Genomic DNA, 24249 nt, shown 5'->3' with positions numbered 1-24249 from the left:
CGGATAATAATGATCACGATACTGAAATGTCACTATTATTAGCGGTTTCAACCACCTGATAGTCTTCAGGAGACAAAGACAGGTCAGGCCCGTATAAATCTGCACACCCCCATCGCGATATATACTCTTTGATGCGTTGCCTTACTTTCATTACGACGTTTAAACCGCAATCGTATCCTGTCGTAACGTAACGTTCAGAACTACGAGGCCTTACATCATCGCGACGCGATACTACATACTTCTTAAAGACTTACTTCGACTCCATTTAACAGGGTTATCTTAACTAACGAACAGTTTTAAAGAACAATGTTTAACAGAACCACCGACAAGTTTAACTCACAAATTTGTCGGACCTTTTTACTTTACTCGTAACGCTTTTGTTTCCGGTTTATCAGGGCAACTGCACGCCGCTGATGAGTCCTACTTTACGGATATAAAAAACGATGTCAACACTGGTTTTAAAAACATGTTTATATTTGCAGTGAATTGTACAGGCAATAATTTTTTTCTTAAAACGCCCGTAAATTAATTATCAACGTTAAGAAAAATCGAGTCCTAATCTATTCAACCTGAATAATTAAGCAGGTCACTATCTGCCCCGGCACTGTGCGGAAGCAATAAAAAAGGCGCCCGCAGGCACCCTCAGAACTCAGCATGCTGTACAGCGCTTTATTTCGCCAGACTTGCCAGTAAAACCTTCGCGGTCTCGGCTGATGAACCTGGATTTTGTCCGGTAATCAGCAAACCGTCCTGAACCGTGTAGGACTGCCAGTCATCGCCTCGTGAGTAGACGCCCCCGCTCTGTTTCAGCACATCTTCAACCAGGAACGGCACCACCTCAGTCAGCCCAACGCCCTCTTCTTCACTGTTCGTGAAGCCAGTGACTTTTTTCCCTTTGACCAATGGCGTGCCATCAGCATTTTTCACATCACGCAGGACACCTGGAGCATGACAGACCAGCGCAACCGGTTTGCCCGCCTGCAGGGTTTGCTCAATCAGCGAAATGGAATGTTTGTCGTTTGCCAGATCCCATAAAGGACCATGGCCGCCCGGATAGAAAACAGCATCAAACGCTTCCTGATCAACAGTATCAAGCTTGACGGTCGAGGCCAGCACTGCCTGAGCAGCAGAGTCGGCATGGAAGCGGCGGGTCTCATCAGTCTGAGAATCGGGTTCATCACTTTTTGGATCGAGTGGAGGCTGTCCGCCCTTCGGTGAAGCCAGGGTAATCTCTGCGCCAGCATCAAGAAATGCATAGTAAGGTGCGGCAAGTTCTTCCAGCCAGAAACCGGTCTTCTTGCCAGTGGTGCCCAACTCATCATGCGAGGTCAAAACCATTAAAATTTTCATTTCCGCTCCATATAACAGTTAGTCGGTTTCAGGTGTAAGGATAGTCAGAACCAGCGTCTGAGCCGCCATCTTCTGCGTTGACCCGTTAATCATGAACGACCCCTTTATATTTATGAAATTTATTTCTTCAATTTCAGTTATTCACGTAGCATTATAGCTTAATGAAATACGATCTGAATTTACTGCCCGTTTTGCTGGTCATGATGGAGGAGCGCAACGTGACCCGCGCAGCTGAACGGCTTGGCATAACCCAGCCGGCGCTTTCTAATGCATTAAACCGGCTGCGTGAAACGCTCAACGATCCGCTCTTTATCCGCGAACGTTACGGGATGCGCCCGACACCGAAAGCAGAACTGCTGGCTCAGGTGGTTGGTACGGCACTGTCATCTATTGATAAGGTTATTCTTGGTCAGCAGGACTTTGATCCGCTTCACGCTACCCGTCTCTTCACGCTCGCACCTAACAGCTATGTAGAATTCATCATGATGCCGGCCATCGTGGCCCGCCTGAGGAGCTGTGCGCCCGGCATCCGACTCCGCCTCACTCCTTTTGGCAATGACGTCACTGAAACCGGTGTGATTTCAGGTAATACCGATATGGTGCTGGGTCGTATCGTGGAGCCGCCCGACAATCTCGTCGTTCAGCACCTGATGAATGAAGGTCTGGCCTGCGTGATACGCGCCGATCATCCGCTGGTGGGCGAAAACCTGAGCGCAGAACACTATGAGCAGCTAAAGCACGTCAACGTTTTGCCGCCTGGCCGTATGCGCGCCGGTTTGTATCAGGCGCTTGAACAGCGGGGCCTGCGTCGTCAGGTTGCAGTCTCCGTCACACACTTTCTGGCCGTGCCAGAAATGATTGCGGTCACGGACTACTGCGCTACCCTGCCGCGTTTGATCTGTCAGCATCTTTCACGCGATCAGCGACTCAGAATCGTTCCGGCGCCGGTTGACCTGGGCACCTTTCCGGTTGAAATGGGCTGGCATGCACGCTATCGCGACGATCCTGCCCATCGCTGGTTCAGGACGTTGATTACAGAGACGGCCCAGTCGCTGTCTGATCCTCAGATAAACAATTAGTATGATCACCATTGTCATGTTGATGGTTGATATTGATATGAGCATCTCAGTTGCCATTATTCCCTTCGGAGACCAATATATTCCCAATTCATAACTCAGAAATATGAAATGAAACGGTCGGAAGCCACCCCACAAAAGGTTTCAGGCAACTTTTGTGGCTGATTTTTTATTATGTGCATTGCTCTTAATAATAAAGATCTGAGGTCTGAGCCTTTGGGTTATATTTGGGGCCGTAACATTTCATAAACCGCTACGATTTTGCGGTATCATTTCCAGGCTCCACAATCCCCTTCAGCCTTTCCGTGTCTGTTCTCTCCCGTCTTGGGTAATCACTCCGAACTGAACAATTTGCCTGTCTGTGGATAGCCTGCGAACTGCATAAATATCGCCCGATATAGCTGCCAGGGAACGGTCTACCTGTGAGAATCTTTCCACCGTTATGATGCACATTTTATTGGCTGGGTTCGGCATCAACGTGCCGATACAGGTAACACCGGGCTTTAAAATGCCCTTAAATAAGGTGTTCAGGCTTCGCTATTTCATTACTCGTCATTATCTATCACACCTGAACACTATATGGTATGCGGATCAGACTAGCTGAAATCTGCTATTGGCGAAGACCGGACAGTACTGCTTTAGAGTGAATGTCTGCGCTTCCACTCATCTACCACATCACCCAGATTTTTTGGTACGTCATTGCGTATCCAGGCCATAAACTCGCGATTAAACCGGAAATCTGGACCACACTCATTGACCATAAAATGGCGAACGTTTTGTGTGTTTTTGTAGTCTTTATCCACTGTAGTCGAACGTGTTAATGAAGAACTATGCCAGTCAATGTTCACTTGTTGACTCCAGTTTTGAACGATTAATAGCAGTGTCCCAACATAACACGCTGACTTAGAAATGCCCGCTTTTGGCACAAAGCAGACCTGAGCCTGGTATCTGCCCACGTTAAGCAAAGATCGGGCTGTCAGCCGGGTAATGGCGACGGCAATCTCAGGGGGTGACAGAACGCCATCTGAATAGCCGTGGCCTGATCCGGGGCATCTACTCATAGCCTGACTTCGTAAGCAGAGCGTTATAGAAAGTCACTAACGCACTGAGATTTCATGCGCCAACGTGAACACGACTCAGCATCACTCATTCCAGAACGAAATGAAAAATTTGAATGTAGCCTTTCATGCTGTTGTTCAAGCCAGCAAGAGAATCAGGCAGCTTTACAGTCTCATGCAGGATGCGTATTAGTGTCACTCTGTTTAATGTCTGAAGGATAGACACCGAGCCAAAAGCCAGTAATCCGGGAGTCATGTATCTGCTATTCCGGGCCTGAACGAATTATTTCAGATGCTCAGTAAACACCTTCTGATATTGCTGCCACACCATACCGGAAGGAACTTGAATATTTAGTCCCCACTCAGTGCTAAAATTTTAGGTAAATGATGAAATGGCGCCTTAACGACTATTAAGTTTTTTGGTCCTGAAACTAATGGTCAATCGGACGTTAATTTTCATCTCAGCCCCTTAAATTGAACACTTTGTCCCCTGCCAGGAACCAGACGCGCACGGTTAGTTTATTCGGGTAAAGAGAGACGGCGCAGTCTGAAGCCGCTTAAGCGGTGGTTTTCTTAAGAACTGGCTGAGATCTATCAGACTTCATTAATTCCAGTTTTTACCTAACGGCAAGAAGGAACCTGCCCCCTTTTCAGCGATCCAGCGTTTGTTACGGAGAATGAGCTTAATAAAAGTGAATTTAATTTCAGGCGTCGTAACTTATCAGTCGCCTGACTCTACTATTAACTGGTACTTAGTCTGATGTTTACTTATTTTCTGGCATATAAAATAGTGGCAAGGATACATTTATGAGAATGATCTTATATCAGCCATTATTTTCATTGCTTAAAGTTCGCGCCCACTTTTCCACGGCAGTATTTTGAAAGTGTCATGGATACACTTAATTAACATAGTTATAAGGAATTAACGTTGTGCTACTCCGCTATTCGTTACCGCAGATATGGCTGCACTGGGTCTCCGCTGTCATTATCATCTGGGCCACGCTGAGTGGTTTCTACATTGGATTGCTGAATCACGACATACAGCTTAAAAGCTGGATTGGATCCGTGAATGTCTCCCTTACAACGATTTATATCCCGCTTTTTATACTCAGGCTCTGGTTTGCATGGCACCATGGTAAGCCCGGTGAAAGTTTGCTCAGTCATAAAGAAGAAAAGCTCGCTGCGGCTGGTCATATTCTGCTTTACAGCAACATTGCTTTTGTCCTGATTACTGGTGTGATGATGATGGATATACCCATTAACGTCTTTGGCTTGTTTGAGTTACCTCATCCCATTGATGACACCCGAGTTACGGGATTTTTTAAACACGTGCATATTCTTTGCTGCATCACTTTAGGAGTGCTGGTTGTCGGGCATGTTATTGCCGTAGTAAAACATCACCTAAAAGGTAAGCCACTATTAAAACGCATGGGCTGGTAAGCGGTTTAAATCCAGTACGACAACTTACTTTACCGTGTTTATTGCCCCCTCAATCTTACGCCTTCAGAGTGTCACTACTGGCTGAGAGGTAAGGCGCGGGATCAGTCCCTCACACGAGAACGTGATGTCATGTTGCACTGAATTTTATAGCCGATTGTTCCTGTCAAATATGCAATGCATGCCAGGTATGGGGTTCCGGGAATCGTTATGACCGTGCTGGCCCCATTACTTTTTCCAGACTCACTCTGGCATTCGTCAGAACAGGCGAAAGTCTGGAGCAGTGGACACGATTGAGGTTCTTTTGCATGACGTTGTTATCCAGGAGGAGGACTCATCTCACATCCTGACGCGTACAATCCTGCTACGAAAACACCACGTAACGCCCTTTCCGATACAGTAAATCTTAGCGCTATGTTTATTCTGTAAGTTCAGCAGTCAGTCGCTTTACGACGCCTTCTGTCAATGAAGGAAAGCGTAAAAATTAAATTTACGACTCGATAACCACACTAAATACAGGGTTGTATGTAATCAGGCGTTTGTTATAAGCTATGTCAAAGTTCAATGACTAATTTATATATGAAATACAGAACAATTCTGCTTGCTGTTATTATTTTTCAGTTATACGGCTGCAGGGTCTACTCACCCTCAGTCAATATATTAGGCGCTTACTTTCCGGACTGGTTATTTTGCATTACCGGAGGATGCCTGCTGTCAGCGGCAATTTACGCATCGCTGACCAGGTACGGAAAAAATGCGTGGCTTACACCTTACATACTGACTTATCCGCTGCTGATCACCCTCTTCACAATGGGATTATGGATCCTGTTTTTTTATTAATCTTACTTTGTTATCCATGGAACAGAGATGTCTATTCAGTTAAAAAATGGCGCGGGCAAGAGGCCGTTTATTCTGCTTCTGTCAGTGCTGACGCTGGCAATATTATTCTGGTTAATCTGGCTATTTAATGAGACACCCGGAACAGATGATGCCTATGTTTATGCGGATACCATCACCATCGCCCCGCAGGTTAACGGGGTTATCATAAAAATGCCGGTGAAAGAGAATAATCTTGTTCGTCAGGGTGAAATTTTATTCGAAATAGATCCACGTCCTTATCACGATGCTTTGATCCGTCAAAAGGCCAACCTTGCCCAACTGGAACAGCAAATCATCCTGACTCAGCGTGACGTCAGCGCACAGCAGTTCAATGCACAGGCGGCGGTAAAACGGATTGATGCCGCCCGCGCTACGGCTGAGCAGGATGCTGCTACCCTGCGCCGGATGGACGCGCTGCGTGGGCAAAATTACGTTTCCGGGGAATCTCTGGACCAGGCGCGAGCCCGGCAGCGAGCATCGGCGGCCCAGTTACAGTCAGTCCGACTGCAAGCTGAACAGGCCAATGCTGCAGTCAGCAGCGTAGCGGCACTTATTGCGAAACGTGAAGTGATTAAAGCAGATATCTCCACGGCCGAATTTAATCTGGAACATACCGTTATCAGGGCGCCGTTTGAGGGGCGTATCACTTCTTTAAAAACCACCAGCGGCCAGTACGTCAGCACAGGACAGGCTGTTTTCACCCTGATTGACACGAATAACTGGTACGTGGTGGCAAACTACCGGGAGTCTGAACTTAAAAATATTCACAGCGGTGACAGCGTCGATGTTTACCTGATGAGTGATACCGGGAAACATTTTAGCGGGACTGTCGAATCCACTGGGTTTGGAGTTTATCCGGACGATGGCGGATCCTTACAGGGCGGTTTACCGAGTGTTGCCCGAAATATTAACTGGGTGCGTGTTGCCCAGCGCTTTCCGGTACGCATTCGTATTAACAGTCCCGACCGCCGGCTTTTCAGGATGGGCACTTCTGCGGTGGTAAAGGTGCATTCCGGCCGCCAGCGTCCTGAAAAGAAAGGTATTACAGCATGACAACGCCAGCCATTACTGAAGGGAAAACCAGTGCCCTGCTTCATTTTCTGCAGCAGGAACTGAGGACATTCCCCGGACGTTATAATGCCATGCTGAGGTATCTGCTTTCTTCCGTTATCGTCATCGTCACTTCGCTGACGTTGGATGTTCCGCAACTCGCGTATTCTCTGTTGGTGGTATTTTTTGCAACGCAGAAGAACATTGTATTAACCCGGATGATATTTCCGCTCTTCCTGCTGGTAAATACAGCGGCGGTGGGGGCGGCAATCCTTATCCTGAAATTCACCATTGATCTCCCGTTGCTGCGTCTGCTCAGCGTCTCTGTTGCGCTGCTCATTCTGCTGTATCTGATGCGGACATCCAGAAAATGGGGATTTCTCTATTTTGCCGTCGCTATCACCATCACCTACGCTCAAAGCTTTGTAGACCTGACTTCAGATGGCGAATTGCTGCTGCGTAACTGTCTGTGGTCCTGGGTGGCGGGCTGTTATGCTACTGTTGTGGCGCATATCGTTAATACGCTGCTCCTGCCAGTAGAGCCGGTCAGGCAATTACAGCAGGAGATGGACAGGATCCTGAGTGCGACCCGCCAGATGCTTGAAACCGCAGCAGCAGGCAAACCGATGGCACCAGTCGCGCTGGAAGAAATCCAGACCAGCGCACTGACCTTACACAGCGGTCTCAGGTTCTGCATCATGCGCTCGCAGCAGTTTCGCGCGAATAAGGAAAAGCACCTTGCCGAAATATCGGCGGCTGAACGCCTTTATTCTGCCTCACGTCAGTTAGCCAGCCTGCATTCCGGATTAAGCGACACCGCCTCCATTCATTGCCTGAAACTGGCCGCGGAATGCCGTTCCTTCCTTCAGTGTCTGCGTGACCAGTGCCCTTATTTCCCGGAACAGCAGGATCAGTCTCAACTTGAGTCTCTTCCCGCCTGTCTTCAGGAAATGTACAGTGCCCTGCGCAGCGTGTCCCTGCTGGACGCACGGGAAAGCGAACGCCATCTGTCAGGTGAGACGCTTACCGGCACTGCCCGGCCGAAAGCGGAACTCTCATATGACTATATTAAATTTGGAATCAAAACATTATTCGCGGTAGCGCTCTGTTATGTATTTTATACCAGCGTCCAGTGGCCGGGGATTCATACGTGCATGCTCACCTGTATTATTGTTGCCGTTCCCGGACTTGGCGCATCCGTACAGAAAAGTCTGCTGCGTATCGGTGGATGCGTAGTCGGAAGTCTGCTGGCGTTATTCTGCACGATATTTATTCTGCCTCATATCGACTCAGTGACCGGCGTGTTGCTGATGGTGATACCTGCAATTGCCCTTAGCGGCTGGGTAACCGCAGGTTCCGAGCGAAGCAGCTATGCGGGCGTCCAGATTTTGTTCGCGTTCTCACTGGCCATGTTTGCAACGTTTTCTCCCCAACCGGATCTGTCAGAGATTCGGGACAGACTCATTGGTATCTTACTGGGCATCACGGTTTCGACCCTTATACACACTTTTATCTGGCCGGAAACAGAGGGAAAGACACTGCGTCACTCCCTGGCTGGCTTGTTTGAGTTTATGGCTGCAAGAATGAGCCCGCTGAAAGCGAGAACTCACACACAAGCAGAAGGCTGGTTGAAACTGGATGCCACACAAAAATTACTGGCCCAGGTGGCGCTTGAGCCAAACTGGCGCAGTAATGATAATGAAGAACTGACGCTAGCCTGTCAGACCTTGCTGGGTAAATTATGTGAGATCCACGTTGCAATTTCGATGCTGGAAACCGAGTATGCGCGGTCTGCCGCAGACCCGAGTCAGCACCACGCAGTTACGCTTGCCCGTTGTGTACTTCAAACCCTTTCTGTCGGGATGAAGCGCTATGCAGAGGGTTTGCAGTGCGAACCGGGTGGTGCCCCGGCTATCGACACACAGGGGGTTCAGATTATTGCTGATATACAGGAGATAGACGCGGAAACGGGCGCTGTCAGAGAGAGTCCGCTTCTGCTCAGGACACGTGAGCTGGTATACCTCTGTCGCTCTGTTCCTGGCTGGCATGGTGACAACAAATTAAATGTATCAGGAGTGTGATGCTGATGAAGATGGACATGATCCGCCGAAATGCGGATGAAACCAAAAAGAGATTGTTAGACGCGGCAAAAAATATTATTGCAGAGGAAGGTTATATTGCCTTCAGCGAGAATAAAATTTGTGAACAGGCCTGTGTCACCCGTGGTGCGCTCAGATATCATTTCCCTTCGGGCAGGTATGACTTATTAAATGCACTGATACCACGGCTTTTAGAGCAGATACCTGCCAGCAAAACCTCAGACTGCAAGTTACGTATTCTGGAGTTAATCCAGTTTATGCAGCAGCAGCCGGTACATAACCCGCTGGTTTTGATCATGGAAATATGGCAGGCAACATTTGCTGATGAAAATTTGAAAGAGTCAGTCAAAAAGTCACTCGATCAACGTTTCCAGGTATTTTTCAATGTGGATTCTCTCGATGAGATGCCCGAAGCGATCATGCCTTACCGGTTAATGTTCTGGGGATCAATTCTTTCCCTGCAGTATCATAAAGATGACAACAACGGCTTGCAGAGCGTAATAGAATTTATGAACTCGCATTGATGCGTTAGCGTGTCATTATGCTGCGCACCTTTTCAATAAGCCATACTCGTTAATAAGCCCGAAGATCGATTGCTTTTCGGGCCTGCTGTTTACGGATAAGTGTAAAAATAGAGATAATATATCTCATTCAAACATGCCTTCACCGGCAGTCTGAACTTTACTGCTAATGACTAATTATCTAATACTCAGAAAAGTTTAGCCGATGAACTTATCGGCTGCCCCCTTTTGCTGTATTGCTATTTCTTGTGAAAATAACCGGCAATACTTAACACGTAGAAGCCAGGGAGATTAATATAATGGATGACAGATTACTTGTAGTTATTACTGAAAATAACTGGTTATTTACAGGTATTGATGACTTGTTGCCAGAGATGACATGTCTGAAATTAGGCTATGATATTCAAAATTTGCCACAGAAAGTAAAGAATGCACGCAACATCATCGTTGCTGTAGACAGCCTGATAATTTTTCGTGGCGAATGGATTACCTTCAATAAACTGCGGGCTTATCGGGAGGATATATCTGTGGTCTGGCTGACGCAGGAACATACCGGGCGCATATTCCCGGCCAGAAGTCGGGGTGACATGATCCTGTCTCAGACACAGGATATTGCATCGTTTTGCCATAGCATAAGAGAAATAGCTGAACATTCCTCTGTCTATCGTATAAGTGCAGAACGCGTCAGACCGGTCAGCCTGACACATACGGAGCATCGCCTGCTGCCCTTTTTCACGGCCGGAGTTAGCCTGTCGGTACTTTCAAGACAACTTGGTTGTGCGATAAAAACGCTGTATCACCACCGTAATAGTATCGTAACCAAAGCAGGATTCAGGCAGCCGGCTTTTTTTGAGTATGTTTATCACTGTAATCCGGGATTTACAGGTTTATTCAGCCCGGAATCAGCCTTGCGGAAAAAAATATGGCAGGAGGAGCAGATACAAAGCCTCTCCCTGGAAGGATAAAAGATAATATTTTTGCAGTGGCAATCTTCCAAATCTCTCTTGATGCGAGCGGGTCGTTTTACGGCCCGTGGATTTATTGCTGGTTGCCGGCATAAACTGACCTGAACGTTCTGCAACGTGGGGTGTGAAGAGAAATATAGTTTAAGCCAGGATATATTCTCCATACGTTCTACACAGCGTCCTTAATTAAAGATGCAGTCTGCTTTTAAGGTTTTATAAAAATGCCGGGCAAAGCATGAATCACGATTTGCCTTAAAAATAAGCCCTGCATATTAATTGATGATAAAATCCTGCTAACTGCTTACCTGTTTACTTCTGCCTCCCTATTGAACAACATTCACCTTATAAAGCAATCCTGTGAAAACTGATGATTAATTTTTCACTATTCTGAACTGCATCTGGCTAAAGATGGGTTCCTCTTAACTGGGGTGCATGCCAAATCATACACCCCAGTTTTAACAGGCGTTCCGAGGTTGTTCAGTAAATCGTCATTAGCTTTATTGTCGTTCATAATGATGTGCACTGCTGCGCTGGGTCGTGATCCTCATGAAAGACCAATCCTCTCCCTTGGTTATCAGCAGGCGAAGGTTAAATACTTTGAAGATATCCAGGGAGCAAAGTTCCGGTTTCAGTTCGGCAACGCTGCGGGATGCGGGGTGATGAGTTCGCTGACCACCCTGTAAAATAACCGGGATGATGCGTACATCGTATGCAGACAGAGTGAGACTGAATGCAGAAAGGAATGGGCTGGCATGCACGCTATCGCGACGATCCTGCCCATCGCTGGAACAGGACGTTGAGTACGGAGACGGCACAGTCGCTGTCTGCTCCTCAGATAAACAATTAGCATGATCACCATTACCGCACTAATAGTTAACATGGATATCATAACCTGAGTTACTATTATTCCCATCGGAGGCAAACATCCTCCCAATTCATAACTCAGGAATATGACCATGAAAAATGTAAAAGCACTCTCAATCGCCGCACTCGCAACTCTGTCTCTGATCTCTTTTGGCAGCTTTGCCGAGAGCGTTTCTGTCACCTCATCCACACTGGATGGCGCAGAATCAAAAATCGCTGCTCAGGCTCAGGAACAGGGCGCGCAGTATAAAATTACGGAAGCGAACACCAATAACCGTGTTCACATGACCGCAGAACTTTATAAATAACGGATGGTCGCAAACGGATTTGCCAGAACAGGCTGCCCAATGGGCAGCCTTTTTTGTGTTTGATCAGGCCAGACGGGCGGCTGGGGCGCTACCGGTGCGCCACCATAGAATCAGCGCTGCCAGCGCAATTGCGCCGAGTACCGCAAACGCGGTGCTGTAGGAATAACGTGCGGCGATCATGCCCGTCATGGCGGGACTCAGCGCTGCACCTGCGCCCTGCATCAGCATAATAACGCTTTGCCCGGCGTTAACATGACCCGTACCCCGCAGCAGGGAGACAATGTAGCCTGGCACCGCCACACCGAGAATCCCGGCCGCAATACCATCCAGAACCTGAACCGGAATGACAAAAATCGGCCCGGCAAAGCCGGCGGCGAGAACCGCGCGCAGCGGTAATATCATCAGGGCGACCATGATAAACAGGCGATAGCCGTGCGTATCAACCCGTTCAGACACCCACAGCGCGACCGGGATCATCACCAGTTGGGAAATCACTACCGTTGCCGCCGCATAAAGGCCCGGACTGACTGCCCCCTGGCCGCCCGCCGAGGCAACGCGCATGCTCAGCATCGGCAGCAGTGCGGCATTGGCAAGATGAAACAGCAGCAGCGTCACACCGGCGACCATCAGCGCCGGATTACGCAACAACATTGATAAGCGCAGCGCTGGCTGACGCTCTTCATGCGGTTCATAACCGCGCGCCACGTCGTTATCGATCTCATTTCCGCGAATTGCCAGCGTAGCGAAAGCAGCGAAAATCGCCATTACCGTCATAAGAATGAAAACGGCACCCATCCCCCAGTACCAGGCTGAAAAACCGGCCAGCAATGCAGCAATCGTATTCCCGCCATGATTAAACGCCTCATTGCGTCCCATCTGCTGGTTAAAGCCGCGCTGGCCCGTGAGCCCTAAGGTGATCCCCGCCACAGTCGGGCCGATAAACGCCGCAGCCAGGCCTGCTACAACCTGCGAGACCATCGCCGTCCAGGTCTGATTGCTGTACCACAGCAGCAGCGTAGCAACGGTAATCACCAGACAGCCCAGCAGCACAATCATTTTTTTATGGCGGGTTGCATCGGCGGCGATCCCTGCTGGCAGCGTGGCAAGTAATCCGGCGATGCCGCCACAGGTCATTACCACACCGATTTCGTCGGGTCGCCAGTGTCGCTCCGTAAGAAAGATGCCCAGAAATGGCCCCAGGCCGTCGCGGACATCGGCCAGAAAAAAGCTCATTAAACAGAGCGCGTAGAGTGAACGCTGAGACATGTTATTTCCCTGGAAGGTAAGTGTTAAAGTCAGTTGCGCTTCGGTTAAAAGGGAAATTATGTGTTACGACGTGGAAAGTCACCTTTCGTTATAGTAACAAAATGAAAAAGGCCACCCGTAAACTGTACGGATGGCCTTGTGCTATTCACTCAATAACGAGAGCGAACTATTTATCTGTACCAAAACCCTGCTTCAGCAGTGCGGGCAGTACATCCGGGAAGTAGATGTTTTTATAGTAACCGCTGACGCTTTCACTCCAGCTCTCACCGTCATTACGACCAATCGTCTTCCAGTGCTGAACCATCTCATTGTTGTAGGCCGCAATCTGCTGCTCCAGGCCCTGCGTCTGGTAAGTCTCATCATGGCGGAACGTCGCCAGAGGCAGACGTGGTTTCTGATGAGCCGGTTCATCTACGTGACCGATTACCACACCCGCTACCGGGAAGGTCAGCGGCGGCAGCTCCAGTAGAGAAATCATCGCCTGCGGGTCGCGACGGATACCGCCAATTGGCACAATTCCCAGACATTCCGCACGCGCAGCGGCCATTACCGACCCCAGCGCAATACCGATATCGGTAGAACCCGACACGATACTCTCAATGCTCTGATGGGCAATCTGCTGCTGATCGACCGCGGCCATTCCCACGGCTGATTTATGCATATCCAGCACAAAGGTGATAAACACCGGTGCTTTGGCAATCCACGGCTGACCGCCTGCAATGGCGGCGATCTTTGCGCGACGTCCTGCATCACGCGTGATCACCACAGAAACCTGCTGCGAGTTTACTGATGTGGGTGCGCGGTAAGCGGTACTGATAATCCGATCCAGCACAGCTTCATCGACAGGTTGTTCAGTGAAACTGCGTTCACTTTTGTGACTTGTAAAAATATCAATCAGTTCGCTCATGGTTCCTCCCATATAAAGCGCAACTATAACAGTACTATTTCTACACGCTTGGTAATTAATGGGTTTTATCCCGGCATTTTGTAACTGTCTTGAATTATGTACACGTCTATGTACACCTTCAAAATTCTATGGCGGAAGTTAATAAATTTACGTTGGAGGCCGCAACGGCTCATACACCGCTACAATCGTGGCCGTGACTTTTCCCAGCACGATGATCCCTTCAAGACCTTCCCCGTCGATCGTTTCGCCGTCCTGCGTAATTATCCCTGTCCTGAATAATTTGCCTATCTGTGGATAATCATCGAACTGAAATGCGACTATATCGCCAGCTGCAGGCTTTATTAAACGATCTTTCAGAACGAAGCCCTCTGGCGTATCAATACGCATCATATTGGCCGGGTTTCACATAAGCATGCCGTTAAGAGTGAGGCGTTGTTCTACGTAATCCTGCCCTGGTGATGGGAAGTCCATATCAGAAACCCCCATTGGGGTTGAACTGTTTGTAGATCTTTGCTTCACCCTCCTGCGTCGAGGCGTCGCGGAACGTTACTGTGTTGGCCTTTATCCACTGGTTAGCCTCACGCAGGCTGAAGTGCCAGTTAAGCAGTTCCAGCTGACGGACAAATTCCTGGGTAGTTACGATAACGCCTTGCCCAGGCTGTCGCCTCATGGCGTTCATAAATGCATGTTTGATTTCATAGTCGCGCGGCATGATTAATCCCCCTTTCGATAAACACTGCATACATAAACAGTATTATCAATGAGGGCATTTGATCAAGACAGATCAGTTCTGAAAAATGTAACGAGTTGGATAGCATGAGTCTTTTATTTGGCGTTGGCGATTATTACCCTCTAATCTCAAATCTTATGATTAAAAATGTGGAGGCGCTAAAATTCTTAGCTTGATCTATCTCAATTTGGTAGTGAATTCTTCCAATAACGAAAACAAGACAAAATTTTATTCAATGAAAAACCGTAAATTCTTAAGCAAGATTTATAAATTATGCATTGACCAAATTTGCAGCCATGATAGGATAAAACACAACAATTTAATAACAAACAGATCGATTGAAATTTTATATCGCGTTTAATAATTGTGATCCCTCTCACATAAAATGACCCTGGCTTTTTATGAATGAATATAATGTTATTGAAAACTGCAACTCAGTTGAAAGTTTTATATCATTAGTTAAGAAGTTGGGAGAAATAATCCCCACAACTAATGGTCAGGAATATGATGTAATTGTTGCAAATGATGGAAGAAACGCTAGGTTAGGTTCTTTTAGTCAAAATTTTGGTTTAAACACTTTTCCATTACACACTGATACTGCATTTTGGGCAGTACCAGCAAGATTGTTAGTAATGTGGTCACCTGAAATTAGCAGCACGTCAACAACTATGCTGCCATGGAAAGACATTTTAGACCGTTTTTCTCAAACCGAAAAAAATGCCGTAAACGAGGCTGTCTTTGTAGTCAAAACTTTCGAAAACTCAAATTACCGAGCAATTAATTTCATTTCTTCGAAAAAAAACGGATACAGGTATGATCCTAACATAATGCTCCCGGCCAATAGACAAGCTGAGAAATTTGTTGAGGCTTTCAATAAGGTAATTTCACAAGTCAATTTAATCGATTTATATTGGTCCGGCTCGAATGTTTTGGTACTTAACAATTGGAAAATGCTTCACGGCAGAAGCCGAGTTGATAACGAGCATGAGAAAAGAAAAATATATAGAGCATATGTGAGGTAAAAAATGAGTTGGGATAATGATTCCTTGTGGACAAAAAGTAGAGTTTATTTTCAACGTGCCTTTAATGAAGAAAGAAATTCCGATGTTTTTGGCCTGTGGTGCGCTATGGGGCTTGAATTGCTTTCAAGATCAGCAATTTCATTCATCAGCCCATGCTTGCTTGCTGAACCTGATAAAGAACAGAGGAATCTTCTCGCGGCTCTTGGTCTTAATACGAAGGTTTCGCAGACTAGGTCTATATCAACGACCCAAGTATTAAAGCTTTGCAAAGAATTGATTACTGATTTCAATGATACTGAATATGCGATAGCTTTAACTTTGGCCGGACGTAGAAATGAAGAAGTACATACAGGCACAGCTGCCTTTGTTGAATATAAACAACAACAGTGGATTGGAGAATTTTATAAATGTTGTAGCGTCTTATCTTTGGCACAAGATAGAAGCTTAGAAGAGCTTTTTGGAGACGATGAAGCCGCTGCAGCACAAGGCATAATTATCGAACTAGATAAGCAGGTTAAAAAACAGGTATTAGACCAAATTCAAGCCTATGCCAAAGTTTTTAATGATAAAACTCCGGAAGACAGAGACGCATTAAAGGTACTTGCGCAACAGAAAGGAGAAATGCTTGCACACACTAAGCACCATAAAGTTATATGTCCCGCGTGTTCTTGTATTGCCACAGTTCATGGCAATGAATTTGGTAAATTACAGATTGAAAACACAGGCGAAGAAATAATCACCAGAAGATCTGTTATTCCAAATAGTTTCTCATGTTCAGGTTGTGGATTAAAGCTGAATGGTTATGCTCAACTAGTTGCTGCCGGAGTGGCAGACCATTACACAAACAGAACACATTACACCCCTGAAGAATATTACGAATTGGTCGATCCTAACGATTCTGAAGCAATGTCATCATTTGCTGAAGATCATGGATACTGGAGTTTTAGTAACGATTAATTTTCAAATTAATCAATAATATCCTGTCAAATCTTGGCAGGATATACATGATTTAAGCCTTAATTTTAAAAACATCAAATAAGATATATCTACTCAAAAAACATATTATTTATGCTCCCTTGGTTTTTGCGTACCCACAAGTACTGAAAGCGCAATACTTGAAGCCAAATCAGGCCTCCGCTTTGATAGTTCCATTATCATTCTGGCAATCGCCTCCTGCGATACCGTTTCACCGCTGGCGACCAACAACCAGACAGCCTCACCATAGTGCTGCATGCTGCGGCGTGAGCCTGCTCCTCGAATTCCTGTTCCATAGTACCTCCTGTTATGTGAGAGGCATCATAGTAGAGCCATTGGACTGCAAATACAGGGCGATGGTTTAGTCATGCGAGGCGCGTTCCAGAATTTAACCTGTTTAATCTCACGCCTTTTTTTTGGGCCACGCTATCATTACCGACACTGCAGCCTGCTGTGTTTGGCTCGGAATAAGTCTGCTCCATAGCCGGATATTTTTAGAATACCCAATTCCTTTAAAAGCCAGAAGCTGACGTTAAAGGCTGCATACTATGCCCGAGTTATTGAAAGTCTCTTTTGACACGCACATCAAATGACTAATAATCACGATATTTCACAATTATCCCATCTAAACCAATAGAGAAATTCTGCTCTCTTTCTCTAGGGCGCTGATTTATAAACTTAGTCGCTAAAGATAGAGGTAATATAGAAATTTCCTTTTGTTGAATTAAATCATGAATTTCCTCTTCAATACCAACTGTAAGTTTAACTCCTTTTCCTTCAAGATTTATCGCATAATATTTAAAACCATCTTCAGCTGTTAGCTTTAGCTTTCTATCTAAAGCGCTTTCGAAAAGGAATATTGGCTTGTAGATCGCATCGAAATATTTACTTCCTTTTATTGCAAAGTCCTTTTCGTTTTTGCTCTTCGGATCTACCAGATAAGTTAATATTTGATGATCACTAAAGTAAGTTGCGCAAGCATTTAGTGATTGGGGTGTAGTTCCGTTTATTGAACCTACTCTTTGCACTTGTTCTTTAGCATCACGTATTTTCGAATTTAACTGGTTAGTTGACATTCCTTTAGCTTCAAAAACATGCCAATCATCATTCAAACACTTACCTACTAAGTCTGGTTCGCGTTCTTTAATTTCTTCACCATCAAGAAACTCAATAGCACCTGACGCCTTGAGACTTTCGACATGTACTAAACTAGGAATATTAAACAACTTTTCGGCATAGAATTTTTCAAAAGCCATCCCTAGATTGTAACTTACAATACGCTTTTTATCGCTCACGTGCCTATGATATATAGGATGTAGCCTCATACCACTTCCATCAGACATTATATTTTCGAAGACAACACCAACTTTCTCTATTACAGAGCTATATATCGTTCGCGCAAGACCATAATCCTTAATCATTTGCTTTGAAATGAAACTAGGGTTACCGACAGTTATAATTGACCTGTAAAGATCAATTTTTCTGCAGTTTAGGCATGCTATATTTGTAGTATTCAAATGAGTATGATTATTCTTATAGTCGCTACTCTTATAGAAAATTTTAGGCAAGATACACTCCTTTATCAGTCACACTTTGACTCTCATAAACTTTCATTCCTGAAAGGGATTTTTATTGGCCGAATATTAAGTGCCTTTTTCAACTAGGTTACTGTATTCTGTTCCTTAAAATTATAAGACATTTCAATTTTCAGCAACTGATAAATGCACCTGGCAAATTAACTAAAGTGTGAGTATTGTCTAACTAAGCAACGTTGCTGTATATGCATACATGCTAAAAATCAAACCCGTTATTGCTAAAATAGCGTATTCAAAGCTAAATTATAACCTAGCTATCTTAGTTATACGCTTAAGATTATTTTATTTTTGGAATCTCTTTTAATCTCGTTGTGTACCGAGGTGACAGCATTTCACGCTTCATCTGCCATGAGCTGTCGCGCTCTCCCTGCCCTGCAAACCAGATTTTACCTTTACCTGAGCGATTGATACCGTCCAGCGCTGACATTAGAGCGTCTGCATTCGCACGTGGCTGCTGCTCACTGAACATGTCAAACTGCGTCATGCCTGACTGGTAAAAATCACCCAGCATAATTCCCGCTTTGGCATACCGGTAACCGTCCTGCCAGATAGTGCCAAGACCGCGAAGCGCTGATTCGATAATGTCCCGCGTGTCATTGGTCGGATAGTCGAGGATGCACGATGCAGTATTCGAATATCGCGGCTCATCGCCATGCCTGCCGGTAGCAGCTGACACGCTAATATGGCGGCAGCGCGAATTCTTCTCCCTGAGCTTTTCCGCCGCACGCGTGGCATACAGCACGATTGCTTGCTGCATATCTTCCAGTTTTGTTACTCTCTCGCCAAATGATCGTGAATTCAGTATGTGTTGTTTAGGCGGTGGCGCATCCTCAACTGCAATGCAGGACTCACCGTTTAGCTCACGTGTGATGCGTTCAACGATAACGTCAAAATTTTTCCTTATCATGCTGATGTTGCTGTCTGCAAGTTGCAGGGCCGTTGTTATTCCCAACTGGTTCAGCCGCTTACTAATACGCTGACCAATTCCCCAGATATCGCCGACATCAGTCAGATGCAGGAGTTTTCGCTGCCGGTTTCTGTCAGACAGATCAACGATGCCATTCGTCTTTGACCACTTTTTTGCCGCTTGGTTGGCAAGTTTGGCCAGCGTTTTAGTCGGTCCAAATCCCACGCCAATTATCAGCCCGGTCTCTCTTCGGATACGCTCGCGCATCTGCTGGCCGTATGTCTCAAGTGGTGTCAGGCGGCTAATTCCGGTGATATCAAGAAAACACTCGTCAATAGAGTAAACCTCCTGTCCTGCAGCCATCTCCCCCAATATCGCCATCATGCGCGCTGACATGTCACCGTTTATGTGGAATGGAAAATCTACAGAAATTATTGGTGCTTTAAGGTCCGCTATGAGCGAATAGCGGACCTTTAAAAAGTAATATTTGATGGATTGTAAGGAACTAAATGATTAGCATCTGCTCTTTCGGACAAAGAAAATGACTGTTAACGATTCCCTCTTCGCATTCTCTCTCGCAGCACTGTTACTTACCCTGACTCCCGGCCTCGATACGGCACTTATTCTGCGCACAGCTTGTGCTGAGGGCGGCAAAAAGGCTTTTCACGCTGCACTTGGCATTGATGCTGGCTGTTTTGTATGGGGCGCGCTGGTCGCGTTAGGTCTTGGTGCTCTTCTGGCGGTTTCAGAGATGGCTTACACTGTGCTCAAAGTTTGTGGCGCGGTCTACCTGAGCTGGCTGGGCTTACAACTGCTGATACGTCCCCGATCATCTTTCAGTGATGACGATGACAACAACGGTTCTCAGGGGAACTGGTTTATCAGAGGAATGCTGGGGAATGTGCTCAATCCTAAAATGGGCATTTTCTATGTCTCTTTTTTGCCACAGTTCATACCTGCCGGTCACTCTCCTTTGATATGGACTTTTATCCTGGTAAGCATCCACGTATCGATTGGAACTATATGGTCACTAATACTCATTTTATCCACACATTTTGCGTCAGCCGCATTGAAGAAAAGTCGCGTTGTCCAAGTGATGGATAGAGCAACAGGCGGCTTATTTTTATGCTTCGCGGCCAAACTTGCTATGAGCACGAGATAGCCTTCGGCTGGTTTAAACGTCCGCTTCTGGCACAAAGCGGACATTCTTAAGAGTCAATACGGAAAAGGAGAGAGGCTGCGCTCTGCAGGACGCAGCCAGATATCAGAAGGTCGTCCAGTTTCCGTCTGTATCAGCAGGCGCTTCTTTCTTCACTACGGCTGGTACAGATACAATTGCATGCCGGGTGGCTGCAGGATGAGAGTCTGCAGCAAGCGTGAATACCGACACCGACTGCAGCAGCAGGGATGCCTGTTCGCGCAGGCTCTGCGAGGCTGAAGCTGATTCCTCGACCAGTGACGCATTCTGTTGCGTCACACCATCCATCTCCGTTACGGCGATGCCGACCTGCTCAATACCGCGGGCCTGTTCGGCACTTGCAGCAGTAATTTCCTCAACGGTATCACTTAACTGACCGACCGATGACACTATATCCGCCATCGTGGTCACAGACCGGCTCGCCAGGGTGCTGCCTGCACTTACGCTTGCAGAGTTTGCCTCAATCAGCTGACGGATCTCACCGGCTGCTGTGGCGCTGCGGCTAGCCAGCGTGCGCACCTCACCGGCGACGACGGCAAAGCCACGCCCCTGCTCACCCGCACGCGCCGCCTCCACCGCCGCATTAAGAGCCAGTATGTTGGTCTGGAAGGCAATGCTGTCAATCACCGATGTAATGTCCGCAATCCGGCCAGAACTTTCGCCGATAGATTTCATGGTTCCGAAAATGTCGGAAGTCACCTCGCTTCCCTGACGGGCGACCTCTCTCACGTTAACAGCAAGCTGTGCCGCCTGACGGGCATTGTCGGCATTGTTTTTGACTGTGACACTGAGCTCGCTCATGGTAGCAGCAGTCTGCTCCAGTGCACTGGCCTGCTCCTCGGTGCGCTGAGACAGGTCTGTGTTCCCCTGCGCAATCTGCAGGCTGGCTGCGGCAACGCTCTCGGCATTCCGGCGTACTGTGCTGACCGTCTGCGCCAGCGAGTCCTGCATCTCAGCAACTGCGGTGAGCAGCATACCGGTTTCATCCCGTCCGCTGACAGGGACGGCCTGACTCAGGTCTCCGCGTGCGATGCGTTGTGCGGCGGCAAGCGTTATGCTCAGTGGGCGGGTAATGCTGCGGGTGATGAGCCAGGCTGCGGCGACGGCAAGCAGAATGGCGGCAGCACTCAGCGAAGTCAGCAGAATGGTGGCCGCATGTTGTTCATCTTCAGCAGCACTACGCGCCGTTTGCATCTGTTGTTCCTGAAAAGATACCAGGTCTGCAATAGTTTTCAGATAGTCAACCTGGGTCTGGTAGCGCGGACCAAGAAGAAGTTGAGCGGCCTCGTCCCGCTTGCCTGCCATTCCCAGCGCGACAACGTCATCAGAAAAGGCCAGATACTGACTGCCGGTGCTCCTGATTTGCGCAATCAGCTTCCGGCTTTTGGGTGCCTTCAGCAGGGCATCAACCTGATCAACCGTAGCGGTAATTTTATCATGTATCCTGTCATAATCTTTTTTAAAGACGGCCTTCCGATCAGGTGCATCCGCCAGGACAACGTTACGGACCAGCCGGCTAAGGTCAGTTGAATAGTAACGCAGATTGGTTGCAGTCGAGGCCTTCTGATAGCGGCTGCCTGCAAGTGTATCCGCCGTCTCTCCCAGAGACTGAATGCGGGTAAATCCGGTAAACGCAACGATGACCAGAAGAAGAAGGATGAAGGCAAACGCAGCGCCAAGCCGCGTGCAGATTCTGATGTTGTTCATAAGGTTCCTGGCTGAAATAACGTTTATTTAATAGAGCTTTACATGTGGATTAACGCTTATCTTATCTTTTATTTTTGTAGGGTCATTCAGAGGCCGTTGGGGGTTATTGCTGTATGCGGCTTGCGCAAAATGTTGGACTACAGGGAATGCATATCGATGCACTTACCTATTCATGCTGTGATGATTTTTTGAAGATTAAAACCGGTGTTTCTCCGGCAGGTCTGGTGACAGAAATAAAAAATCCCGGCACAGGGGAAGCAAAGCCGGGAACCACTTCTAAAAGGACAAACGCTGTCAGTGACAGAGGCAATCATACCGACAGGCATAGCTTTTATCGGTTCGCTTATCAGAAACTTTATTTCTTATGAAAGATTACGCCTGAGTGAGTGTATGCATTTCCATTGGGAAAGGATGAGTGCTTCTGCCGGTTCCGTGATATGCAACTCTATTGATGTTCGCTTTGAGCGAGAAGCGGAAGTATGAATGTTTGTTTAACTCTATTGGCTTTTAGCTACTCTTATCCCAGGTCTTCGCGAGTTGGACCTTGAAAGTAGATACTGCTTATATGGCAACTACGTGGCTGAGTCAGCACAAAACGAATTGTTTCCCAGACTGAGCGCCCATTCATCAGACGTTCCCCCATTCTGGATTCACTGTCGACAAGCGTATCTAACCCTGTAAGTTCGAAATCCGGTGGATACAACCCGGTCACACGTATGTTTTCTTCGGACAACTGCTGTGACAGTTTGGTGATAAACCCGCTAAGCCCATGTTTACTGGCGAAAAAAGCAGGATGCGCAATTGAATCCGTAAAATTCGGGATCCCACATGAAGATATAATTGAGACGATATCAGCATTGTCTGAACGTCTTAACCCGGGCAGCAGAGCCTGAGTCAGCAGAATCGAACCTGTCAGACCTGAACTGACGGTATTGATAATTTCTGTGTCAGGCTGATCGTCTAATCTCCCTGATAACCACTGAGCAGCATTCAGGATTAAAATGTCTATAGGCTTGTCTGAAATTAACAGCTGTGAGGAAAACTGAGAAAGGGATTCAGGGCGTGTTAAATCACAGATATACCCTTTTGCAATGCCGCTTTCAGCAGTGATGATGCTGCTGGTTTTTTGAATATCTTCAGCCCGCCGTGCGCAAAAATCCACCTCGACTCCCTCTCGTGCCAGCCACACGCACAGCGCCTGGCCAAATCCCCCGCCGCCACCGGTAATAACAGCTCTTTTACCTCTCAGCATCTTCATTCATCCTTTTCCTGATGACTATATGTGGATGTAGATATACATGAGAAAGTTAAGTGCCATCTTTCAGTTAATGCCTTTTTACATGGGGAACAGAAATAAGCTGCACTGCAAACTGTTTAGCGTGTGCCAGGGTATTAGCAATGTCCGCTTCTGGCACAAAGCAGACATTGAGTGGGGCAAATTCCGCTATGAGCGAGAAGCAGACACGATACTATTTGGTGTCAAAGGACGGACCTTCAACCAGTACAAACGTTCCGGTTGCAGCACCTGCCCGTATTGACCTGGCTGCCTGATATCCAGGGCTTTCATAAAAACGTTTGGCCTCAGTATAAGAAGCGAACTCAAAGACAACATGCCGTTCATGTGATTCGCCCTCAAGGTTTTCATACTGCCCGGACCAGGCAATTATCTTCGGATTGAATTCCTGCATTGCCTCTCCGGCAGCCCGGGCATATTCAGCGTAAGCGACAGGGTCTGATACAGTTACATGAGCGATTAAATAACCTTTATTCATTTTTCTTTGTCCTTCGTAGATGATGTTGTATTTCAGCGTAAGCTCACAGACATACGTGACTAAGCTGAGCTGTTAACAATGGGTTAGGTTTATTTCTGTGCTTTAAAAGTGAAAGGTTTGGGATAACGTTCTGCATCCTGATGTTCGATCATCCATCCCGGGTAATGAGGAGACATAGCGCTTATCGCATCAAGATGCGTCAGTTCTTCTGCTGTCAGAGCGATGTCTGTAGCGCCAAGATTATCGGTGAGCTGGGCGATCCGTTTTACACCGATAATCACGCTGGTAACCCATGGCCTGGCAAGTAACCATGCTAGTGCGATCCTGCTTACCGATACAGCGTATTTGTCTGCAATGATTCGCATTTCAGCAGCGCATCGCCACGCCAAAGCACGACCAACCGGTGGGAAATCGAATTTGCTGCGACGGGAATCGCTCTCTGCCGCTGCACCATGGCCAAATTTTCTGGAAAGTAAACCACCGGCGAGGTGTGACCAGACAAGGAGTCCTATTTTCTCTTCGCAGAGCAGTGGCACCAGTTCCCGCTCCACGTCACGACCGGC

At 47.1% G+C, this 24249-nt stretch carries 25 protein-coding genes; 13 read left to right on the top strand and 12 right to left on the bottom strand.

Annotated features, from left to right (window positions below; genetic code table 11):
* Positions 1–669: 669 nt before the first annotated feature.
* Positions 670–1350: a type 1 glutamine amidotransferase domain-containing protein gene (locus tag AC0T7J_RS10715; RefSeq protein ID WP_473794036.1), complete on the bottom strand. Its 681-nt coding sequence runs from the start codon at positions 1348–1350 to the stop codon at positions 670–672.
* 161 nt (positions 1351–1511) lie between these two features.
* Here AC0T7J_RS10715 and AC0T7J_RS10710 point away from each other — a divergent pair, with 161 nt between their 5' ends.
* Positions 1512–2429: a LysR family transcriptional regulator gene (locus AC0T7J_RS10710; RefSeq protein ID WP_473794034.1), complete on the top strand. Its 918-nt coding sequence runs from the start codon at positions 1512–1514 to the stop codon at positions 2427–2429.
* Between the two features lie 635 nt (positions 2430–3064).
* On the opposite strand, the gene AC0T7J_RS10705 is transcribed toward AC0T7J_RS10710, so the two are convergent.
* Positions 3065–3274 (bottom strand): DUF6434 domain-containing protein, encoded by a 210-nt coding sequence (locus AC0T7J_RS10705; protein ID WP_473794032.1) that lies wholly within the window; start codon positions 3272–3274, stop codon positions 3065–3067.
* A 1140-nt stretch (positions 3275–4414) separates the two neighbouring features.
* On the opposite strand from AC0T7J_RS10705, the gene AC0T7J_RS10700 reads away from it, so the two are divergent.
* The 9 genes from AC0T7J_RS10700 to AC0T7J_RS10660 all read left to right on the top strand — a co-directional run bounded on the left by AC0T7J_RS10700 (position 4415) and on the right by AC0T7J_RS10660 (position 11607).
* On the top strand, positions 4415–4924 hold the full coding sequence (locus AC0T7J_RS10700; protein WP_473794030.1) for a cytochrome b: 510 nt from the start codon (positions 4415–4417) through the stop codon (positions 4922–4924).
* Positions 4925–5485: 561 nt separating this feature from the next.
* Entirely contained in the window at positions 5486–5761 is a 276-nt protein-coding gene (locus AC0T7J_RS10695; protein ID WP_473794028.1) for a YtcA family lipoprotein, read from the top strand.
* The gene (locus AC0T7J_RS10690) at positions 5680–5889 is read left to right on the top strand and encodes a hypothetical protein (RefSeq protein ID WP_473794609.1); all 210 of its coding nucleotides are present in this window, start codon (positions 5680–5682) and stop codon (positions 5887–5889) included. The genes AC0T7J_RS10695 and AC0T7J_RS10690 overlap by 82 nt, the downstream gene beginning before the upstream one ends.
* Positions 5789–6853 (top strand): multidrug transporter subunit MdtN, encoded by a 1065-nt coding sequence (mdtN, locus tag AC0T7J_RS10685; protein ID WP_473794026.1) that lies wholly within the window; start codon positions 5789–5791, stop codon positions 6851–6853. The genes AC0T7J_RS10690 and mdtN overlap by 101 nt, the downstream gene beginning before the upstream one ends.
* Positions 6850–8931 carry an FUSC family protein gene (locus AC0T7J_RS10680; protein WP_473794024.1) on the top strand — a complete coding sequence of 694 codons (2082 nt, stop codon included), beginning with the start codon at positions 6850–6852 and terminating at the stop codon, positions 8929–8931. The genes mdtN and AC0T7J_RS10680 overlap by 4 nt, the downstream gene beginning before the upstream one ends.
* A complete protein-coding gene (locus AC0T7J_RS10675) occupies positions 8931–9473 on the top strand; it encodes a TetR/AcrR family transcriptional regulator (RefSeq protein WP_473794022.1) in 543 nt (180 codons plus the stop codon). Before AC0T7J_RS10680 ends, AC0T7J_RS10675 begins: the two co-directional genes overlap by 1 nt.
* Before the next feature lie 296 nt (positions 9474–9769).
* Positions 9770–10435 carry a transcriptional regulator gene (locus AC0T7J_RS10670; protein ID WP_473794020.1) on the top strand — a complete coding sequence of 222 codons (666 nt, stop codon included), beginning with the start codon at positions 9770–9772 and terminating at the stop codon, positions 10433–10435.
* Between the two features lie 512 nt (positions 10436–10947).
* On the top strand, positions 10948–11118 hold the full coding sequence (locus AC0T7J_RS10665; RefSeq protein ID WP_473794018.1) for a hypothetical protein: 171 nt from the start codon (positions 10948–10950) through the stop codon (positions 11116–11118).
* A 273-nt stretch (positions 11119–11391) separates the two neighbouring features.
* On the top strand, positions 11392–11607 hold the full coding sequence (locus tag AC0T7J_RS10660; protein WP_010246960.1) for a YdgH/BhsA/McbA-like domain containing protein: 216 nt from the start codon (positions 11392–11394) through the stop codon (positions 11605–11607).
* 63 nt (positions 11608–11670) lie between these two features.
* Here AC0T7J_RS10660 and AC0T7J_RS10655 read toward each other — a convergent pair whose 3' ends face one another.
* The 4 genes from AC0T7J_RS10655 to AC0T7J_RS10640 form a co-directional block, all read right to left on the bottom strand.
* Positions 11671–12873: an MFS transporter gene (locus tag AC0T7J_RS10655; protein ID WP_473794014.1), complete on the bottom strand. Its 1203-nt coding sequence runs from the start codon at positions 12871–12873 to the stop codon at positions 11671–11673.
* A 166-nt stretch (positions 12874–13039) separates the two neighbouring features.
* Complete coding sequence (locus tag AC0T7J_RS10650) at positions 13040–13780, bottom strand: nitroreductase family protein (RefSeq protein ID WP_473794012.1); 741 nt, start codon at positions 13778–13780, stop codon at positions 13040–13042.
* A 147-nt stretch (positions 13781–13927) separates the two neighbouring features.
* The gene (locus tag AC0T7J_RS10645; RefSeq protein WP_473794010.1) at positions 13928–14170 is read right to left on the bottom strand and encodes a phage repressor protein; all 243 of its coding nucleotides are present in this window, start codon (positions 14168–14170) and stop codon (positions 13928–13930) included.
* An 82-nt stretch (positions 14171–14252) separates the two neighbouring features.
* Complete coding sequence (locus AC0T7J_RS10640) at positions 14253–14492, bottom strand: DNA polymerase V (RefSeq protein WP_473794008.1); 240 nt, start codon at positions 14490–14492, stop codon at positions 14253–14255.
* 419 nt (positions 14493–14911) lie between these two features.
* Between AC0T7J_RS10640 and AC0T7J_RS10635 the strand changes: the two genes are divergently transcribed.
* Entirely contained in the window at positions 14912–15532 is a 621-nt protein-coding gene (locus AC0T7J_RS10635) for a Fe(II)-2OG oxygenase family protein (protein ID WP_473794006.1), read from the top strand.
* A gap of 3 nt (positions 15533–15535) precedes the next feature.
* Complete coding sequence (locus tag AC0T7J_RS10630) at positions 15536–16489, top strand: hypothetical protein (protein ID WP_473794004.1); 954 nt, start codon at positions 15536–15538, stop codon at positions 16487–16489.
* 611 nt (positions 16490–17100) lie between these two features.
* On the opposite strand, the gene AC0T7J_RS10625 is transcribed toward AC0T7J_RS10630, so the two are convergent.
* Both AC0T7J_RS10625 and umuC read right to left on the bottom strand, forming a co-directional pair.
* Positions 17101–18075, bottom strand: coding sequence for a hypothetical protein (locus AC0T7J_RS10625; RefSeq protein ID WP_473794002.1), 975 nt, complete (start codon positions 18073–18075; stop codon positions 17101–17103).
* A gap of 304 nt (positions 18076–18379) precedes the next feature.
* Entirely contained in the window at positions 18380–19441 is a 1062-nt protein-coding gene (gene umuC, locus AC0T7J_RS10620; RefSeq protein WP_473794579.1) for a translesion error-prone DNA polymerase V subunit UmuC, read from the bottom strand.
* Positions 19442–19550: 109 nt separating this feature from the next.
* Between umuC and AC0T7J_RS10615 the strand changes: the two genes are divergently transcribed.
* A complete protein-coding gene (locus AC0T7J_RS10615) occupies positions 19551–20171 on the top strand; it encodes a LysE family translocator (protein WP_473794000.1) in 621 nt (206 codons plus the stop codon).
* Positions 20172–20273: 102 nt separating this feature from the next.
* Here the strand turns inward: AC0T7J_RS10615 and AC0T7J_RS10610 are convergent, their stop codons facing one another.
* From AC0T7J_RS10610 to AC0T7J_RS10595, 4 genes are all read right to left on the bottom strand, one after another.
* Positions 20274–21914: a methyl-accepting chemotaxis protein gene (locus tag AC0T7J_RS10610; RefSeq protein ID WP_473793998.1), complete on the bottom strand. Its 1641-nt coding sequence runs from the start codon at positions 21912–21914 to the stop codon at positions 20274–20276.
* A 517-nt stretch (positions 21915–22431) separates the two neighbouring features.
* Positions 22432–23166 (bottom strand): SDR family oxidoreductase, encoded by a 735-nt coding sequence (locus tag AC0T7J_RS10605; RefSeq protein ID WP_473794578.1) that lies wholly within the window; start codon positions 23164–23166, stop codon positions 22432–22434.
* Positions 23167–23383: 217 nt separating this feature from the next.
* Positions 23384–23686 carry a DUF1330 domain-containing protein gene (locus AC0T7J_RS10600; RefSeq protein WP_473793996.1) on the bottom strand — a complete coding sequence of 101 codons (303 nt, stop codon included), beginning with the start codon at positions 23684–23686 and terminating at the stop codon, positions 23384–23386.
* Between the two features lie 89 nt (positions 23687–23775).
* A partial coding sequence (locus tag AC0T7J_RS10595; protein ID WP_473793994.1) for an aldo/keto reductase occupies positions 23776–24249 on the bottom strand: 474 nt, incomplete at its 5' end.

It is taken from the genome of Pantoea sp. E956-1, assembly GCF_982223955.1.
Note: the sequence above shows the minus strand (reverse complement) of the source record. Positions and strands in the feature narration are given on the sequence as shown.

Excerpts from the sequence above, each read along its gene's own strand:
- AC0T7J_RS10635 (WP_473794006.1), top strand. The coding sequence starts at position 14,912 with ATGAATGAATATAATGTTATTGAAAACTGCAACTCAGTTGAAAGTTTT.
- AC0T7J_RS10675 (WP_473794022.1), top strand. The coding sequence starts at position 8,931 with ATGCTGATGAAGATGGACATGATCCGCCGAAATGCGGATGAAACCAAA.
- AC0T7J_RS10715 (WP_473794036.1), bottom strand. The coding sequence starts at position 1,350 with ATGAAAATTTTAATGGTTTTGACCTCGCATGATGAGTTGGGCACCACT.
- AC0T7J_RS10605 (WP_473794578.1), bottom strand. The coding sequence starts at position 23,166 with ATGCTGAGAGGTAAAAGAGCTGTTATTACCGGTGGCGGCGGGGGATTT.
- AC0T7J_RS10710 (WP_473794034.1), top strand. The coding sequence starts at position 1,512 with ATGAAATACGATCTGAATTTACTGCCCGTTTTGCTGGTCATGATGGAG.
- AC0T7J_RS10695 (WP_473794028.1), top strand. The coding sequence starts at position 5,486 with ATGACTAATTTATATATGAAATACAGAACAATTCTGCTTGCTGTTATT.
- mdtN (WP_473794026.1), top strand. The coding sequence starts at position 5,789 with ATGTCTATTCAGTTAAAAAATGGCGCGGGCAAGAGGCCGTTTATTCTG.
- AC0T7J_RS10665 (WP_473794018.1), top strand. The coding sequence starts at position 10,948 with ATGATGTGCACTGCTGCGCTGGGTCGTGATCCTCATGAAAGACCAATC.
- AC0T7J_RS10670 (WP_473794020.1), top strand. The coding sequence starts at position 9,770 with ATGGATGACAGATTACTTGTAGTTATTACTGAAAATAACTGGTTATTT.
- AC0T7J_RS10610 (WP_473793998.1), bottom strand. The coding sequence starts at position 21,914 with ATGAACAACATCAGAATCTGCACGCGGCTTGGCGCTGCGTTTGCCTTC.
- AC0T7J_RS10655 (WP_473794014.1), bottom strand. The coding sequence starts at position 12,873 with ATGTCTCAGCGTTCACTCTACGCGCTCTGTTTAATGAGCTTTTTTCTG.
- AC0T7J_RS10630 (WP_473794004.1), top strand. The coding sequence starts at position 15,536 with ATGAGTTGGGATAATGATTCCTTGTGGACAAAAAGTAGAGTTTATTTT.
- AC0T7J_RS10680 (WP_473794024.1), top strand. The coding sequence starts at position 6,850 with ATGACAACGCCAGCCATTACTGAAGGGAAAACCAGTGCCCTGCTTCAT.
- AC0T7J_RS10640 (WP_473794008.1), bottom strand. The coding sequence starts at position 14,492 with ATGCCGCGCGACTATGAAATCAAACATGCATTTATGAACGCCATGAGG.
- AC0T7J_RS10615 (WP_473794000.1), top strand. The coding sequence starts at position 19,551 with ATGACTGTTAACGATTCCCTCTTCGCATTCTCTCTCGCAGCACTGTTA.
- AC0T7J_RS10660 (WP_010246960.1), top strand. The coding sequence starts at position 11,392 with ATGAAAAATGTAAAAGCACTCTCAATCGCCGCACTCGCAACTCTGTCT.
- AC0T7J_RS10650 (WP_473794012.1), bottom strand. The coding sequence starts at position 13,780 with ATGAGCGAACTGATTGATATTTTTACAAGTCACAAAAGTGAACGCAGT.
- AC0T7J_RS10645 (WP_473794010.1), bottom strand. The coding sequence starts at position 14,170 with ATGATGCGTATTGATACGCCAGAGGGCTTCGTTCTGAAAGATCGTTTA.
- AC0T7J_RS10600 (WP_473793996.1), bottom strand. The coding sequence starts at position 23,686 with ATGAATAAAGGTTATTTAATCGCTCATGTAACTGTATCAGACCCTGTC.